The following is a 15168-nucleotide window of genomic DNA, read 5'->3' as shown; positions in this document are numbered from 1 at the left end:
CTTGATTACAAGGGAAAGCGGCATTTCTTACCCACAGGGATGCCAGAAGAGCCATAAATTTAGGAACCGATGGATGTGTAAATACGTGGTTCAAGTATTCAGTAGGAGTATTGAGTGCTTGTTTTATAATTCATTTAGTTTATACGTTAGTAATGGATGAAAATATTAAACAATTGGATAATCCTTCTCGGATACTCATGTTCATGCCTTTAGCATTTTATGCGTGGAATAAAAAATCTACTTTATCTTTGCTGAGAGGAGCAACATGGGGAGCTATTATTGGTGGATGTATTGCATCGTATGGGGCATATGTTTTAGGTTCTTCACGAGGGTTCCCAAGGGGGTATATGGTAATACAAGCCGGTGATATGGCAATGTCCTTAGGTTTATTTGCATTGATAGGCTTTTGGTATGCATATAGAAAAAATATAAAGAGCAAGTATATATTCTTATTAGGATATTTCTGTGGTATTTGGGGAAGTTTATTGTCCGGATCTAGAGGTGGCTGGATAATTTTGGTTCCTGCATTAGTGATAATATTCGTAGCTTACCGCCAAATGGTTACTAAGTCCCTATTAACCGTAGTTATTATTGGAACGGTGGGGCTGGTCTTTATTAATGGAATAACATCACAACATAGTGCTATAGCAAGATATCAACAGATGGAGAAACAGGTTCAATCTTATGAGCATGAAAATAATTCTAAGACGTCTGTCGGAATACGATTTAATATGTGGAAAGCGGCCGCTTTGGCGATTAAAGAAAGGCCTTTAGTTGGTTGGGGGTATTCAGGTGCTCAGTCTAAAAAAGCCAAACAAGCCGAGGAGGGAATACTGGAAAAGGAAGCTGTAAAGTATAATCATGTACATAACCAGTATTTAAATGATTGGTTAGAAAGAGGCATACTTGGACTAGTAACCGGATTAGGCATATTTCTTGTACCGTTATGTTATTTTTGCCAAATTGTAAAAGAGAAATCTACTGAAAATTCATTATATGCAGTTGCTTTAATCGGAGTTGTTCATGTGCTTGCTACCTTTTCTTATGGATTAACCCAAGGATTTCTTGAGCATAACTCAGGAAGCGTGTTTTATTTTTTTGTACTAATGTTATTATTGGGGATTACAAGAAGTGTATACTCTAGTGATGAAAGATAAATGAGCGATAATAATGTTTTAAATGATTATGGGGGAATAGTTTATGAAAAATATTGATGGGAGTGTAAAATAGTTTGTGTAAACAGGTTAATATACTAGTCTCAATTATTCCCCTTATAATTGAGAAAACACATAGCAAGGATGGTACTCATGACAAAACGTAAAGAAACTATACTAACTCCCGGTGAAAAAATAGCTCAGCAAATTCTTGATAATTACGATCTAAAAAATACCCAGGATGTACAAGATGCTTTAAAGCAGGTGTTTGGCCCTATTTTTGAAGCTATACTAAAAGGTGAAATGCAAAATCATCTCGGTTATGAAAAGAATGGGCATACAGGAGAGTCTACAAATACTCGCAATGGATATTCAAAGAAAACATTGAAAACATCACTGGGAGAAGTCCCTATCTCTGTTCCGAGAGACCGTCAGGGGCAATTTGAGCCTCAAATAGTAAAAAAGTATCAGCGTAATGTATCCTCGATTGAAGGCAAAGTGCTGGCCATGTATGCGCGCGGGATGAGCCAGCGTGACATTGCTGCGACCATTGAAGATATGTATGGATTCCAGCTCTTGCATGAACAAATTTCGAATATTACCGACTGCGTTATGGAAGAAGTAGACCGCTGGCGTACGCGACCATTAAAGCCGTTCTATCCGCTTTCCTTCGTAGACTGCATCTATGTATCTATGCGGACAGAACGTGGCGTTCATCAGGTCGCTGTTTATGTGATGCTTGCTTACGACACCAATGGATACAAAGATGTATTAGGTCTTTGGATTAACGAAACGGAAAGCAAGCATGTATGGATGCAGATTTTTGATGAGCTCAAAGCCCGCGGTATTGAGGAGTTAGGTATTCTCTCGATTGACGGCGTATCCGGACTGGAAGAAGGTGCCAAGGCTATTTTCTCGAACATCACCGTGCAACGTTGCATCGTCCATCTCATACGAAACTCAATTCGTTATATTCCGCGAAAAGGATAGAGTTCTTTTACTAAGCAATTGAAAAGCATGTATGGTGCTGTAAATGTGGAAGAAGCACGACGTGCGTTCGAAAAGTTAAAAAAAGACTGGCAGAAGTATCCTGGTGCTATCGCTGTTTGGGAAAACAACTTTCAGCACGTGGAACAGCTCTTTCACTATGGTAGTGCAGTACGAAAGGCAATGTACACGACCAACGCCATTGAAAGCGTAAATGCCAGTTTTCGCAAGGTCACGAAGAAAGGTTCCTTCTCTAACGAGGATGCTATTTTTAAAATTTTCTATCTTCGTATTCAGGAACTCTATAAGAAATGGACTTCACATCGTCTGGCGAACTGGGCAATGATCCGTAACCAGATGCTTATTGATGAGCAGCTGGGACCTTTGATGGAAAAGTATGACAAAGATTTTTAAGAGTTTACACAAAATATTTGATATGCCCTACTATACTTCATTACAGGTATGTAGGATTTCTCATTTTGATTTGTACTATTTATATACTAGCTCCAATGTTGGGGAGATGGTATATGGTATGGTATAATTGCTATATTAGAAGGAGCATATTTTTATTATTACATTAAGACAATATTATAGAAAAAGACTTCTTCGTTGAAGAAGTCTTTTTTATTCTACTGGGAGGAGTAATAATCAGCATGGACAATGTAACTGTTGTTGTCTTGACTAAAAATGAAGAGCGTAATATACGTGAAGTAGTGAATAATGCTAAGGAATGCACTGAGTATGTTTTAGTTGTTGATTCAGGAAGTAATGATAATACGGTAGCTATCGCTGAATCATGTGGAGCTAAAGTTGTGTATAGACAATGGGATAATGATTTTGCTGCACAGAGAAATTTTGCTATAAATATGGTAAAAACTGATTGGATATTATATTTAGATGCAGATGAACGATTAAGTGCTAGTACCATACAAGAAATCAAAAAGGTTACTGCTCATAATGCTATTCCTTATGCATATGAAATTAAAAGAGAAGGATATGCCTTTGGTCAACGGTTTAAACATGGAAGTATGCGTCCCGATTATGTACAACGATTATTCCCTACAAAATCAGTAGAATGGGTTGGTAAGGTACATGAGCATCCAGAGACAGGGTTATCAATAAGACGTCTTAAAGGACATCTAAGACATTACACATATGAATCGTGGGAACAGTATTGGAATAAATTTAATTCATATACTACAATTTGGGCAAATGATGCATATAATAGAGGGAGAAAAGTTTCTTACCCATCTGCATTTGGGCATGCGGTATTTGGCTTTCTAAAAATTACGTTTTTTGATAAAGGTATTTTAGATGGCTGGCTAGGCATGGTTATGTGCTTGAATCATTTTATGTATACTTTGATAAAATATATTAAGTTGGCCGATTTGTATAAGGAACATGAGAGATAATGGAAAGAATTTCAGTAACTATGGCATGTGATTTGAATTATGCTCAACATACTATAGTAGTAGCAAAATCAATTTTAGAGCATACTAGCTCACCGGTAGATTTCTATATCTTAGGGGACAAGCTACCTCAAGAGCTAAAGCAGAGTATGGCTGATGCTATTGAGTCTTCTATTTCGCATGTCGTATTTTATGATATGGATAAATTTTTATCGGATGATATGTACACAAGTGATCATATTAGTAAGGCAGCTTATTTTAGGCTAGCGATAGGTAATATAATACCTCCTACGGTTAAAAAAATTATATATCTGGATGTGGATTTAGTAGTGTGTAAGGATATATCTATTTTGTGGAGTGTTGATTTGAAGGGAAAAGTAATTGGTGCTGTGCCGGATTATGGGATTTTATCTTCAAGAAAATCGTTAAAAGAAAAAGAAAAAAGCTTTGGATGGAAGCCTAGTCAAGGATATTTTAATTCGGGTGTATTGGTCATTGATCTAAATAAATGGAGAAAAGGGGATTACGGAAATTTGGTGTTAACTGCAGCAAAGGAAAAATCATTTAGGCATCACGATCAGGATGCGTTAAATGCTGTTTTAGGAAATAGTTGGGAAGCTTTGGATATATCATGGAATGTAATACCGCCTGTGTATATGATGAAATTTTCGATTCTATTTTCTAAGGAATTAAGGAAAAATGCATTAAGAGCAGTTAAAGATATCGCTATACTTCATTGGGCAGGCAGAAGAAAGCCATGGCAGTATAAACCTTATAAACCATTTAATGGAATATACTATAAATACGAAATGAACAGAGATAATGGCAAACCTGAATATCCTTGTAGAAAAAAAATAGCGTTTAAGTTTAGGAGTTTCTTATTACATATTATGTGCTAGAGGTATATTATGGGTAGATATCAAAATATATTAATAGAAGCTATTATGAATTTAGGCGATTTAGTGGCGCTTACAGCTGTTATCCCATTAATTAAAAAGAAAAATCCGACGTGTGAGGTCAGATTTTTAGTTAAACCAGGTTTTGATGATTTATTAGATAATGTTCCTGGATTAGATGGGTATATAGTATATGGCTATAAGAGTGGTGGAGGAATTGGTGGGGTCTGGAAGTTGTCTCAACTACTGAAATCATACCAATTTGATTGTTTTATATCATATGACTCCAGAAAGAGAACAGAAATTGCAGCCTTTTTGGCAAGAATTCCTAATCGATTTACAGTAGGCTCTGTTTTTGGATGGAATACCAGGACCCATCTTTTCACTAAAAGAAGTGATTTTACAGATTACAATTTAGATACTCATAGAACAGCAGAGGCATTTTTGGAAGCTACAAAAAGGATGTTGGATATATCTCTAAATATAAATAATAAGACATATATTCCGTTAGTTCGCTCCAAAAGAAAATCAGCTTTAATAGATTTTGAAAAATATATTGTCATTTCTATTGCAACAAAGTCAATTGAACGTTCTTGGGCTACTGCCAATTGGATTAAACTAATGAATTATTTATTACAACATAGTAACACTAATATTATCATTGTAGGAGTGCAAGACGATTTTGAACAAGCGAATGAAGTAGTACAATCGCTAGTAAGTAAAGAAAGAGTTAAAAATCTTTGTGGTAAAACTTCACTTGGAGAACTAATAGAAGTTCTTTCTCATTCAGATATATGTGTTAACATTGATAATGGAATAGGTCATTTAGCAGCAGCACTGCAAAGAGGTACTGTAACGCTGTTCCCAACAGCCAATCCACAGAGGTTTCTGCCAGTCGGTCCCGCCTCTCTCGCTGTATCAAAAGAAAAACAGGGAAATATAGATGTTGAATCTGTATGTAATGCTATTATAAAATCACTTTAATCTTCAGGCATGGTCTATTATGGATATAGTGATGATAATTAAAAAAGGTGGTATTAGCATATGTATAATCATTACGTAGTTAATTTAGAGACATCAATTGATCGAAGAGAGCATATAACTAAAATATTTGAAAATACATGTATAACTCCTCGATTTTTCAAGGCTATAGATGGTAAGTTTATAACAGATGATGATAGACGTGTTGATGATGATGGCTTATTGAGGTTAGGCGAAAAAGGATGTGCATTAACTCATTTGAAAATACTAGAAAATTTCTTAAATGGGTGTGAAGAGTATATTATTATTTTTGAAGATGATATAGAGCTTGATTCAAGGTTTGACACATATCTACCAATTTTAGTAGATTTTGTAAAAAAACATAAAAAAGCTTGTTCTTTGGCGCTGTATAATGGAAACAATCCTCATAAGATGCATAGCGTAGTTGATCAGCATCTGAGTATTCGTAGAAGTTTAGGCTTTTCAGGTACGTATGCATATATTATTAACAAGGAAGCTGCTAAAAATATTTTGTGGGCTCAACGGCCACTACATTTTGAAATAGATAGCTGGTATACATATATGAAATTGGGATTAATTAGACTCTATGATATTAATGTAAATCTTGTGACACCGGAGGCTCCCAATTTAGCATCTACTGTAGATATTAGAGGAACACGTACAGGTCAAGTAGCAGAAGACTTAGGTAGAATAAAGGATAGGAATATAAAAAAAATAGTTAATAAATTTACGTTTGAACAAAAGGTCCTATTTTATAGGCAGCGAATTAATAAATGGTTTTGGGAATTAATGTGGTGTAAATGATTAATTAACTTAATTTATTGTATGCAGGAAATATATATGAACCGGGTATTAAAATATAAAAATGGTAGCAAAATAATTTTATGGTTTCTTGTTGGGGTGATTTTTTTTCTAAGCATCAATCTATTTTTTTGGAGAGACTACCAAAGTATTAATGCGACTACAATGGCAGTTGTTAGTTCGTTATTGTTTTCGATGACACTATCCATCTGGAATTATGAGTCTCGGATTTTTTTTATTCTATTAGTAGGCATGCTATTTTTTGGAGGATTACCTCTTATTAATCTCTTAACAGGCTATGCTGTAACGCCGGGAGTGATAATCAATAACTTAGGAATAGGTCTGATACTAGTCGCAGTATTTCTTATGCTTTTGTATTTATTTCAGAATAGAAGAGGTGGAGTCGCCTCAATAATGACATTTTCTACTGTCCTCCTAGGGGGGGGCATTAATATTTATAGTTCTTCCGTTTTGGTTATATTTTATCGTAAGCCATGAAGCTTTGAGGGCAGATATTGTATTAACAGTATATCAGACGAATTATCATGAAGCGTTATCATATATTGCTGGTCAGTCCAAACTTTATCTTATAATAGCAGTGATTGTTGTGTTGTTGTTTGTATATGGATATATAAAATTTCTACAACTTACAAAGAGTATAGACCATACTGAAAAAAGCAAAAAATTAAACTATTTGGTGGTCGGATTCATTATTATGGGGATATTTTATGGATATAAATATTTTGTTTACTATGAAGTAAATACGGTTATAAATAGAGTGGCAGAGGCGGTGCATTCGTATGAAGCATTTAGGGATAATCGCGAGATTAGACTACAACGTTTAGCACAACTTAAAGGATTATATCAGGACGAGTCTAAAAAAGGTGTATATGTATTAGTTATAGGTGAGTCCCAAGCCCGTGACCACATGGGAATATACGGTTATTCACGACAGACAACACCGTGGTTGACTGGGCTTAAAGAAAAAAATGAAACGTTGCTATTTAGAAATGCATATTCCAATTATGTGCATACGGTTCCTTCACTGACATATGCACTTAGTGAAAAAAATCAGTATAATATAGTGTCTCTTGCTGAGGCTAACTCAATCATTGATATGGCTAATGCGGCCAATATGGATACATATTGGATTAGTAATCAAGAACGATATAGTGTTTTCGATACACCAGTTGCAGAGATTGCATCTATGGCTAAGCATCAAATTTGGATTAATGATAATATAGGAAATACGGCAGAAACAAGATTCCATGATGGAATGTTAGTTGAAAAATTACCTAATGAAAAAGAAGTAAAGAATGCACTAATCGTGGTTCACGTTATGGGATCACATGCAACATATAGGGACCGATATCCCAGCGGTTTTACTAGGTTCTCTGATGGAGATAAGTTAGTTGATAATTATGATAATGCTATTTTCTATGGAGATGATGTTTTAGGAAAAATTTATAATAAGATGAAGAATAATCCTAATTTTATGGGATTTATCTTTTTCTCTGATCATGGGGAAGAACCTCAAGGAAATCTTGCGCATGAAAGTAGCAAGTTTACTTTTAATATGGCTAGAATTCCGTTAATAATGAATTTCTCAGATACCTTCATACGTAATAATCCAGAAACATTTAATAGATTACGCCTCCATGAAGATTATTTTTGGACAAATGATTTATTGTACAATATGATGATTTCCATTCTGGGAATAGAGGGTGCACCGATAGTAGAGCCACAGCTTGATTTATCTAATGATACATATGATAGAACTAAAAACAATTTAACAACGTTACATGGAGAGAAGAGGATAGTTGATGATAATGAATAGGAGAATACCATAAGTGTGAACATTCAAGATACTAAGGAAAACAGACTCAGCAGACCTAAAGTTTATCTGAAAAGCATTGCGTTTAATGATGATACTCAACTAGAACTTGAACCGGGAAATATTATTGTGTTTACAGGAGCTAATAATAGCGGTAAAAGTCAAGTACTGAAAGATGTAGAAATCAATTTAGATCCTTCTGACCAAAGGCGCGGAATTGTTGCGAAAAATATTATTTTTGATTATTATGGAAAAATTAATGATAGCACTTTTCTTAAAGAAAATTTTATTCAATCTGGAAATGGTGGTTATCAATTATTGGGAGTAGGAAGTAGCTTTGAAGAGAATACTTTACAGGGATACTGGGAAAATCATACCACTGTATAGTGGTTTAGATAAGCTATTTATCAAACGTCTTAATACAGAAGCGCGTATGTTTTCATCAAATGCCTTAAATAGAAGTGATTTGCATGAAAAACATCCTATTTATAAGTTGAATAAAAGTGAACAGCTAGTAGATAAAATTTCAAATTTATTTCATCAGGCTTTTGGTGTTGATTTAGTTCTTAACAGTAATGAGATGAAAACAATCCTTTTACATATTGGGCAAGCTCCTGATAAGAAATCTTATACTATGGACATAAAGGATGAGTATTATAGTCAGGTTGATAGATTACCAAAACTAGAAGAGCAAGGGGATGGTATGCGTAGTTTTGCAAGTATTCTACTTGATATATTTACCTCCGAATATTCCATTACTCTTATCGATGAGCCGGAAGCTTTTTTACATCCACCACAAGCAAGAATTATTGGAAAAATGTTAGCACAAAATAATCCTGAGAATCGGCAACTGCTCATATCAACACATAGTGAGGATTTTCTTCAGGGGTTAGTTGACGCAGATAATAAAAATGTAATAGTTATTAGAATAGATCGTGAAAAAGATATTAATAGGATGAGAATCCTGGAAAGTAACAAAATCAAAGAATTATGGGGTAATCCTATTATGCGTTATTCAAATATTTTGAGCGGTCTCTTCCATGAGAAGGTTGTTGTTTGTGAAAGTGATTATGATTGCTTATTTTATCAGGCATTAATCGATGCAATGTATGAAAATAGAGGAGAAATTTCTCCTGATATATTCTTTACGCATTGTGGAGGTAAGTCACGTGTTAAAGATATTGTTAGTGCCTTAAGAGCAGTAGGAGTTCCAGTAGTTGCAATTTGTGATTTTGACTTGCTTAATTCTAGTTCAACTTTTAAACCTCTGGTTAAAGCGTTTGGTTTAGATTGGGAGACTGAGTTAGCCAAGGATATGAAAGTTGTTTATGATACTGTAAACTCTCAAAGTAATGTGGGGTGGGATATACTTAAAAATATAGGAAAACATGGGTTACCAAGAGAAGCATTAAGAGCATACGAAAACGTGGAAGCAACTTGTAAATCTAATGGATTGTTTATTGTGCCAGTAGGGGAAATGGAAGATTTTGATAAAACACTGGTACAGGAAAAGAAGGAATGGGTTTACAAGGCTTTAGAAGTGTATAACTTAGCCTCAGAAGAAAAACTTGAGGGTGCCCGTCAATTCGTACAATCAATCATTGATTATAAATTATAAATGAAAATATGATAAAATTAACTATATACCTTCATTTATAGTTTTAGTTTGCATTTTTATAGTAAAGGGGAGACAGTTATGTATATCTTATACATGCCAAAGGGACAATCAGAAAAAAAAGACTTTTTGATTACAGAGGCAATAAAAGTTTACATGCAAAATACTTGGTATAGATGTGGAATTATTTGCGCACCTGGATATAGAGGAACTACGGAAGAGACAATCAGAGAGTTTATGCACAATTTATCCAAACTTTTCAAACCAGGCGGCAAGCAATCTAAAGTAATAAAGTTTAAATCTGATTCCTCAAAAGAAGATATTAACAACTTGTACAATGAGATTGGATTTGATCCCTCTTTAGTCGAGCAAATTAGACGAAATCCTTGTTTGCGTGATACTATTAAAATAGGTATATTAAGAGGAATGGGGAAAATTTCAGCTGACAACAAAAGCGATATAATTGATGAATTATATAGCAGAGCCATATGTAGTATTAACAATTTAGAGGAAATACTCATTGTACAAAATGATAATAATAGAGACCATAGGAAAATGATGATTTTTTTTGAAATTAAAGAAGATATGGATTTTGCAAGCCATGGGCCATTATATTATGAGAATATTGAGCAAATATTAAATTCTATTAAACCAAAAGCTATTTTAATTGGTTCTAGTAATCAGAATTTAAATACATATTATGGTGGTAAGAATGGTACTGCAGATAAAGGAGAGGCTGATGTACTTTTATTTGATGACATAAATGTTTATAATGCAATACTTAAGGAAAAAGATGGATATTGTAAAAGGTTAATGGACGACGGAATCTTAGCAAAATCAGAAAAATTAAAAGATGGTGATACAGAATATCTAATAAGAATTTTAAAAAATATATTACGGCAAAATTTAGGGAAAAAGTCTTAAGATTGATTTATCACGGCGTGAGATAGATTCATCTCGTAAGTCGATAGACTTTCCCAGATGCTTTTTGTATATGCGTTCTCACCTTACAGGTTAAACGGCGCACCATTAGTGGCAAGTTGATAGCACCAGCTTTCAGAATGTTGAAAGAATCTTTCATAGATGTGTTATAAATTAGTGTAGTCCATGGTGGTACCTCGTGTGTTGGTTTTTGATTAGGAACTTTAACTATAACACGACGGTATCCACTGTGGATTTTTATGTGTTCAATTTCATTTTACAATTAACTATAAAAATATTATTTATCACTATAGGAGATTACATCATATGCCATGGAAAATTATAGCAGTTATTTATCTTTTAGAAACTATGCAAGTGATAATATTCGGAAAGAATGATCTATTTGAATTCGGAGCATACAAGAATAGAAGGAAGATAATGATAGCTATAAAGGAGAAAGATAGACTGACCTTATTAAGGTGTATTCCAATACTTGTGTTTTCAATTCTGTTATTAACTATGGTGATGGTAGCCGTCAAAGATAGTATTATAGCTGTAGTTTCTCCTTACACCTATATGAGTGTTTTTAAAGCTTTGATTGTATTAGGCATTATTTTTGAAAGTGTCTATTTATATTGGGGAACTAAGAATGGATTTACTATAGGAAATACTCGGTTTTATATTATATTCAGTAAAATTTTTATTTTTGTGATAATCACTATAGTTGGAATGTACGTTGATAAAGGAGCCTTAGAAGTGTTGAAGCAATCGTATAAATTAGTTGATACTTCGCTAAATATGACTAAGTTTGATGATGCAACGAAAATTGCTGCAGATATATTTAACAAAGATGCTTTATAACTACTAGATCTCCTAATAACAATACAAAATCGAATACGCCATTTAAGCCGCCAAGGCAGAGGTTATCTATATCCTCTCCGCCTTGGCGGTTTATTTTTATCGTATGTTAGAAAGGATATCTTTACTGCACAGAGAGCTACCGTACTGAGAATTTTAGCGTCGCGACACTATGGATTATCTTATTGCATATTGCAATTTAGGAAATTTTTTAAAAATTTTTGAATTTTGGTTTACAAAATCGCCTCTCGAGGGATTGTATATAGTAGAGGGGTATATAATTTCCCTGATTATGGAGGCGATATACAATGAATTATCTAAAAGAGGTTAATGCATTTCACGTGTGGAGTATGCTACATCCGGAGATGTCGATGTCGGCAAGAATCTTATGGTATGTGCTCATGCATTTTAACAATATAGGTTTTTGGCAGAAAACATTTTCGCTTTCAATGGACACATTGGCCTCTGCTACCGGTTTATCAAGAGCTAAGTTAACAGAAGCACATGTCGTTTTACAAAAAGCCGGTCGCATCCGTTACATGCTGTGCGATGACAAGAAGTCTGCGATATACGAAATCATTCCGCTGACAGATGGAGGAATACAAAGTACATCGCAAGAACCGTTGGAAGAAAAGTTAGAAGAGGAATTACAAAATCCGTTGCCGGATACGTCACATAATGAGTCATGTGATATACCAAAAGCTAAGCCGCAAGGTGAGCAACAAGATGGGCAGAAATGTGAGTCACAAGATGAGCGGCGAAGTGAATCACGAGATGGGCGGCAAAGTGAATCACGAGATGGGCGCATACATAGACAAGACAAGACTAGACAAGACATATCTAAAGAAACCACAGTAAAGAAAGGTGAAGTTGCGAAAGGCAAAATGAAGACAGAACCGAAGCGTTGTTTCCCACCGCCTTCGGTTGCGATGGTGCGTGCCGGCTGTGAAGAAAGGATCTGCTGTATTGTTGGACAGGGGATAGTAACTGCTGCGGAGTATAATCGATTCATGCAGAGGGAGACAAGAGGGCATGAGCCATAGCCTCTACAGAAGGAGGAGTGTAAGCCCTACTTGGCTTCACTGTACTCGAAATTCTAAAGGATTTGGGTGTGGTATAGGGGCATTGTTTGTACTAATCAATACAAAAAGCACGTAGTAGCACTGGAAGCACGTGGTAGTACCGGGAGTGCGTAATACTACTGAGGACATATATTAACACTGAGCGTAGAATAATGAACAGCTGAGAAGTTGGACAGGAAAGCCGTACTCCTTCCTCGTATTATTACGGCAAGGAGGGATTTTATGATTACCAAACAATTTTCTTTTAAAGCAGATAGCATTATATCTGATACGATAGACACAACATCAAATATATCCGCAGGTGAAGCCACCAACACCAATACCCATTTTTCTTACGCATGCCCTGCTGGATCATTATTAGTCCATGAAGATGTAATCGATTACGAAACGCAACTAGCCTTGCGCGAAAAATGGAGGAACCTAACCATTACAGATAATTTTCTTTTTGAAAAAGTAATGCGCAACAAACGGATTTGCAAACGACTGATAGAAAAAATTCTTGGCATGACTATCGCGGACATCAGCTTTCCCGAGTCGGAGAAAGTCATCGACATGCGTCGTGACAGCAAAGGGGTTAGACTAGACGTATATGTAACCGATATGGATGGCAACATTTATGATATAGAAATGCAATGTACTAATGAGGGACCGGAAGCGTTAGGTGGACGGACACGTTACTACTAAAGCATGATTGATGCCGATACGTTCAGCAAGGGCAGCGACTACCGAAATCTTCGCACGACGTATATCATTTTCATATGTACCTTTGATTTTCTTGATCATGGTGAGCCTTTATATGAATGCAAAACATGCTGGACGAAGAAATCACGAGATATTATTCAAGACAAATCAACCAAAATTTTTCTAAATAGTACGGTAGGGACTGCCGATGCTACACCGGATCAATATCCCGAGGTTGATAAAGACCTCTTTTATCTTTTACAATATATACATACCCATACTGTACATGGTGACTTTGTAAAAGAGATTGATGAAGAATTAACTAATATAAAATTCAGTGAAACACAGGAGGTGGCCTATATGACCTACGAAATGGAATTACTGGTGCGACATAATGATGGCATTCGTGAAGGAATCGCCATCGGACGCGAAGAGGGATTGTCTGCTGGCCGTAAGGAAGGATTAGCTGCTGGACGTAAAGAAAATTCAAGAGAAATAGCCGTATCTATGTTAAAGAAAGGACTAGCCATTCAATTGATCAGTGAATGCACTTCCTTGACTAAACAAGAAATTCTTGACCTCGCCAAAAAGCATAATCTGTTGTAAGGTAAAGAAATACCTTATACCGCCAAGATAGAGAGTAAGTAAGTATATTTTCTCCGTCTTGGCGGTTTATTGCATAGACGAAACGTTGTTTCACACCACCTTCGGTTGAGTTGGTGTGAGTCGGCGGTGAAGAAAGTAGTCATTGCATCGATGGACCGGCGATAGTAACGGCTGTGGTATATAATCGGTTAAGCTCGGTCTATCGAAGAGCATTTCTTATACTGATAGTCTACTCTCTTTTCTCTCCCTCCAGGGGAAAGAAGCGATGCCCATATATCGCAAGAGTGTCATTCGCAAGACCTGACCTCTGAGATATATGGACATCGCTTGTAAAAAATCTGTTTTATCTTTTACAATATATACATACCCATACTGTACATGGTGACTTTGTAAAAGCGATTGATGAAGAATTAACCAATATAAAATTCAGTGAAACACAGGAGGTGGCCTATATGACCTACGAAATGGAATTACTGGTGCGACATAATGATGGCATTCGTGAAGGAATCGCCATTGGACGTAAAGAAGGATTAGCCGCTGGACGCAAAGAGGGACTGAGTCAAGGGCTGCGGCAAGGGCTAAAGCAAGGCCAAGCTGCTGGCAGAAAAGAGGGATTATGTCAAACTGCTCTATCTATGTTAGAAAATAATGTGCCTGTCGAATTGATAAGTAAATATATTTCATTAACTGAACAAGAAATCCGTGCTCTCGCTAAAGAACATGATTTACTATAAGATATAAACTATACAACCAAGAGGACAACTCATGTCTCGGCAACCAAGTCCCACGAATGACGTGCCTACGACATGAGTTGCCCTCTTTTACTCCTTCCGAGAGAGAAAGACCCCTATGATAGTGATGTAGAATGCCCTTCGCAAGACCGGGCTTCAAAGCACTATCATAGGGGTCTTTTTGTATCATGGATTCCTTCGCAAGACCGGGCTTCAAAGAGCCATCGCAGGATGCTTTCAGTTCGCTATTCGTTTGTAAGACCGAACTTTTGAGATATAGGGATATCACTTTATTATTCTATGTGTACTACACTGGGACATCCTTTTCCAATTAGTAACGTTTATTTTTGAATTATTATTATCGTTTAAGCTATGACAACCATTACAAACATATATAAACAGTTATAAACAGTCGTTTGTAAACGCGTGGAAAATTCTTGTTATCTCTATGCAAAAGGAGTATAATCACGGTAAGAAATAGGGAAAATTTTTAGGCTTTGGGATTGAAATTTTGAAATTAATGGGTCGTGTATACAAGAAAACGACAATAGAGTGATGTAATTTGACAAATGTGTGTGGAGATTAGCAAGA

General features: G+C 35.7%; 14 protein-coding genes and 1 pseudogene. All 15 read left to right on the top strand.

The window, feature by feature from the left end; translation table 11 throughout:
• Positions 1-110: 110 nt before the first annotated feature.
• Positions 111-1157: an O-antigen ligase family protein gene (locus Q5873_RS02470; RefSeq protein WP_303059113.1), complete on the top strand. Its 1047-nt coding sequence runs from the start codon at positions 111-113 to the stop codon at positions 1155-1157.
• A gap of 150 nt (positions 1158-1307) precedes the next feature.
• Positions 1308-2555, top strand: a pseudogene (locus Q5873_RS02465) (IS256 family transposase).
• A 239-nt stretch (positions 2556-2794) separates the two neighbouring features.
• A complete protein-coding gene (locus tag Q5873_RS02460) occupies positions 2795-3553 on the top strand; it encodes a glycosyltransferase family 2 protein (protein ID WP_028255817.1) in 759 nt (252 codons plus the stop codon).
• Positions 3553-4449 carry a glycosyltransferase family 8 protein gene (locus tag Q5873_RS02455; protein WP_051245883.1) on the top strand — a complete coding sequence of 299 codons (897 nt, stop codon included), beginning with the start codon at positions 3553-3555 and terminating at the stop codon, positions 4447-4449. The genes Q5873_RS02460 and Q5873_RS02455 overlap by 1 nt, the downstream gene beginning before the upstream one ends.
• Positions 4450-4458: 9 nt before the next feature.
• Positions 4459-5430: a glycosyltransferase family 9 protein gene (locus Q5873_RS02450; RefSeq protein ID WP_028255818.1), complete on the top strand. Its 972-nt coding sequence runs from the start codon at positions 4459-4461 to the stop codon at positions 5428-5430.
• Positions 5431-5490: 60 nt separating this feature from the next.
• A complete protein-coding gene (locus tag Q5873_RS02445) occupies positions 5491-6252 on the top strand; it encodes a glycosyltransferase family 25 protein (RefSeq protein ID WP_028255819.1) in 762 nt (253 codons plus the stop codon).
• A 499-nt stretch (positions 6253-6751) separates the two neighbouring features.
• Positions 6752-8086: a phosphoethanolamine transferase gene (locus Q5873_RS02440; protein WP_303059112.1), complete on the top strand. Its 1335-nt coding sequence runs from the start codon at positions 6752-6754 to the stop codon at positions 8084-8086.
• Positions 8087-8101: 15 nt separating this feature from the next.
• Positions 8102-8470, top strand: a complete 369-nt coding sequence (locus Q5873_RS02435; protein WP_211219564.1) for an AAA family ATPase — start codon at positions 8102-8104, stop codon at positions 8468-8470.
• Positions 8421-9701 carry an ATP-dependent nuclease gene (locus Q5873_RS02430; RefSeq protein ID WP_303059111.1) on the top strand — a complete coding sequence of 427 codons (1281 nt, stop codon included), beginning with the start codon at positions 8421-8423 and terminating at the stop codon, positions 9699-9701. The genes Q5873_RS02435 and Q5873_RS02430 overlap by 50 nt, the downstream gene beginning before the upstream one ends.
• 78 nt (positions 9702-9779) lie before the next feature.
• Positions 9780-10622, top strand: coding sequence for a hypothetical protein (locus tag Q5873_RS02425; protein ID WP_028255820.1), 843 nt, complete (start codon positions 9780-9782; stop codon positions 10620-10622).
• A 324-nt stretch (positions 10623-10946) separates the two neighbouring features.
• Positions 10947-11480, top strand: a complete 534-nt coding sequence (locus Q5873_RS02420; protein WP_028255821.1) for a hypothetical protein — start codon at positions 10947-10949, stop codon at positions 11478-11480.
• A 305-nt stretch (positions 11481-11785) separates the two neighbouring features.
• Positions 11786-12520, top strand: coding sequence for a hypothetical protein (locus tag Q5873_RS02415; RefSeq protein WP_303059110.1), 735 nt, complete (start codon positions 11786-11788; stop codon positions 12518-12520).
• A gap of 261 nt (positions 12521-12781) precedes the next feature.
• Positions 12782-13243, top strand: a complete 462-nt coding sequence (locus tag Q5873_RS02410) for a PD-(D/E)XK nuclease family transposase (RefSeq protein ID WP_303059109.1) — start codon at positions 12782-12784, stop codon at positions 13241-13243.
• A 3-nt stretch (positions 13244-13246) separates the two neighbouring features.
• Positions 13247-13846, top strand: a complete 600-nt coding sequence (locus Q5873_RS02405; RefSeq protein ID WP_303059108.1) for an Rpn family recombination-promoting nuclease/putative transposase — start codon at positions 13247-13249, stop codon at positions 13844-13846.
• A gap of 452 nt (positions 13847-14298) precedes the next feature.
• Entirely contained in the window at positions 14299-14580 is a 282-nt protein-coding gene (locus Q5873_RS02400) for a FliH/SctL family protein (RefSeq protein WP_303059107.1), read from the top strand.
• Positions 14581-15168: the final 588 nt, after the last annotated feature.

The sequence above is a fragment of the Veillonella magna genome (genome assembly GCF_959600285.1).
GTDB lineage: Bacteria > Bacillota > Negativicutes > Veillonellales > Veillonellaceae > Veillonella_A > Veillonella_A magna.
The sequence above is the reverse complement of the archived record's forward strand: the minus strand, read 5'-3'. Positions and strand labels throughout refer to the sequence as shown.

Coding starts and splice junctions, on each gene's coding strand:
- Q5873_RS02460 (WP_028255817.1), top strand. CDS start 2,795: ATGGACAATGTAACTGTTGTTGTCTTGACTAAAAATGAAGAGCGTAAT.
- Q5873_RS02455 (WP_051245883.1), top strand. CDS start 3,553: ATGGAAAGAATTTCAGTAACTATGGCATGTGATTTGAATTATGCTCAA.
- Q5873_RS02450 (WP_028255818.1), top strand. CDS start 4,459: ATGGGTAGATATCAAAATATATTAATAGAAGCTATTATGAATTTAGGC.
- Q5873_RS02445 (WP_028255819.1), top strand. CDS start 5,491: ATGTATAATCATTACGTAGTTAATTTAGAGACATCAATTGATCGAAGA.
- Q5873_RS02425 (WP_028255820.1), top strand. CDS start 9,780: ATGTATATCTTATACATGCCAAAGGGACAATCAGAAAAAAAAGACTTT.
- Q5873_RS02420 (WP_028255821.1), top strand. CDS start 10,947: ATGCCATGGAAAATTATAGCAGTTATTTATCTTTTAGAAACTATGCAA.
- Q5873_RS02415 (WP_303059110.1), top strand. CDS start 11,786: ATGAATTATCTAAAAGAGGTTAATGCATTTCACGTGTGGAGTATGCTA.
- Q5873_RS02410 (WP_303059109.1), top strand. CDS start 12,782: ATGATTACCAAACAATTTTCTTTTAAAGCAGATAGCATTATATCTGAT.
- Q5873_RS02405 (WP_303059108.1), top strand. CDS start 13,247: ATGATTGATGCCGATACGTTCAGCAAGGGCAGCGACTACCGAAATCTT.
- Q5873_RS02400 (WP_303059107.1), top strand. CDS start 14,299: ATGACCTACGAAATGGAATTACTGGTGCGACATAATGATGGCATTCGT.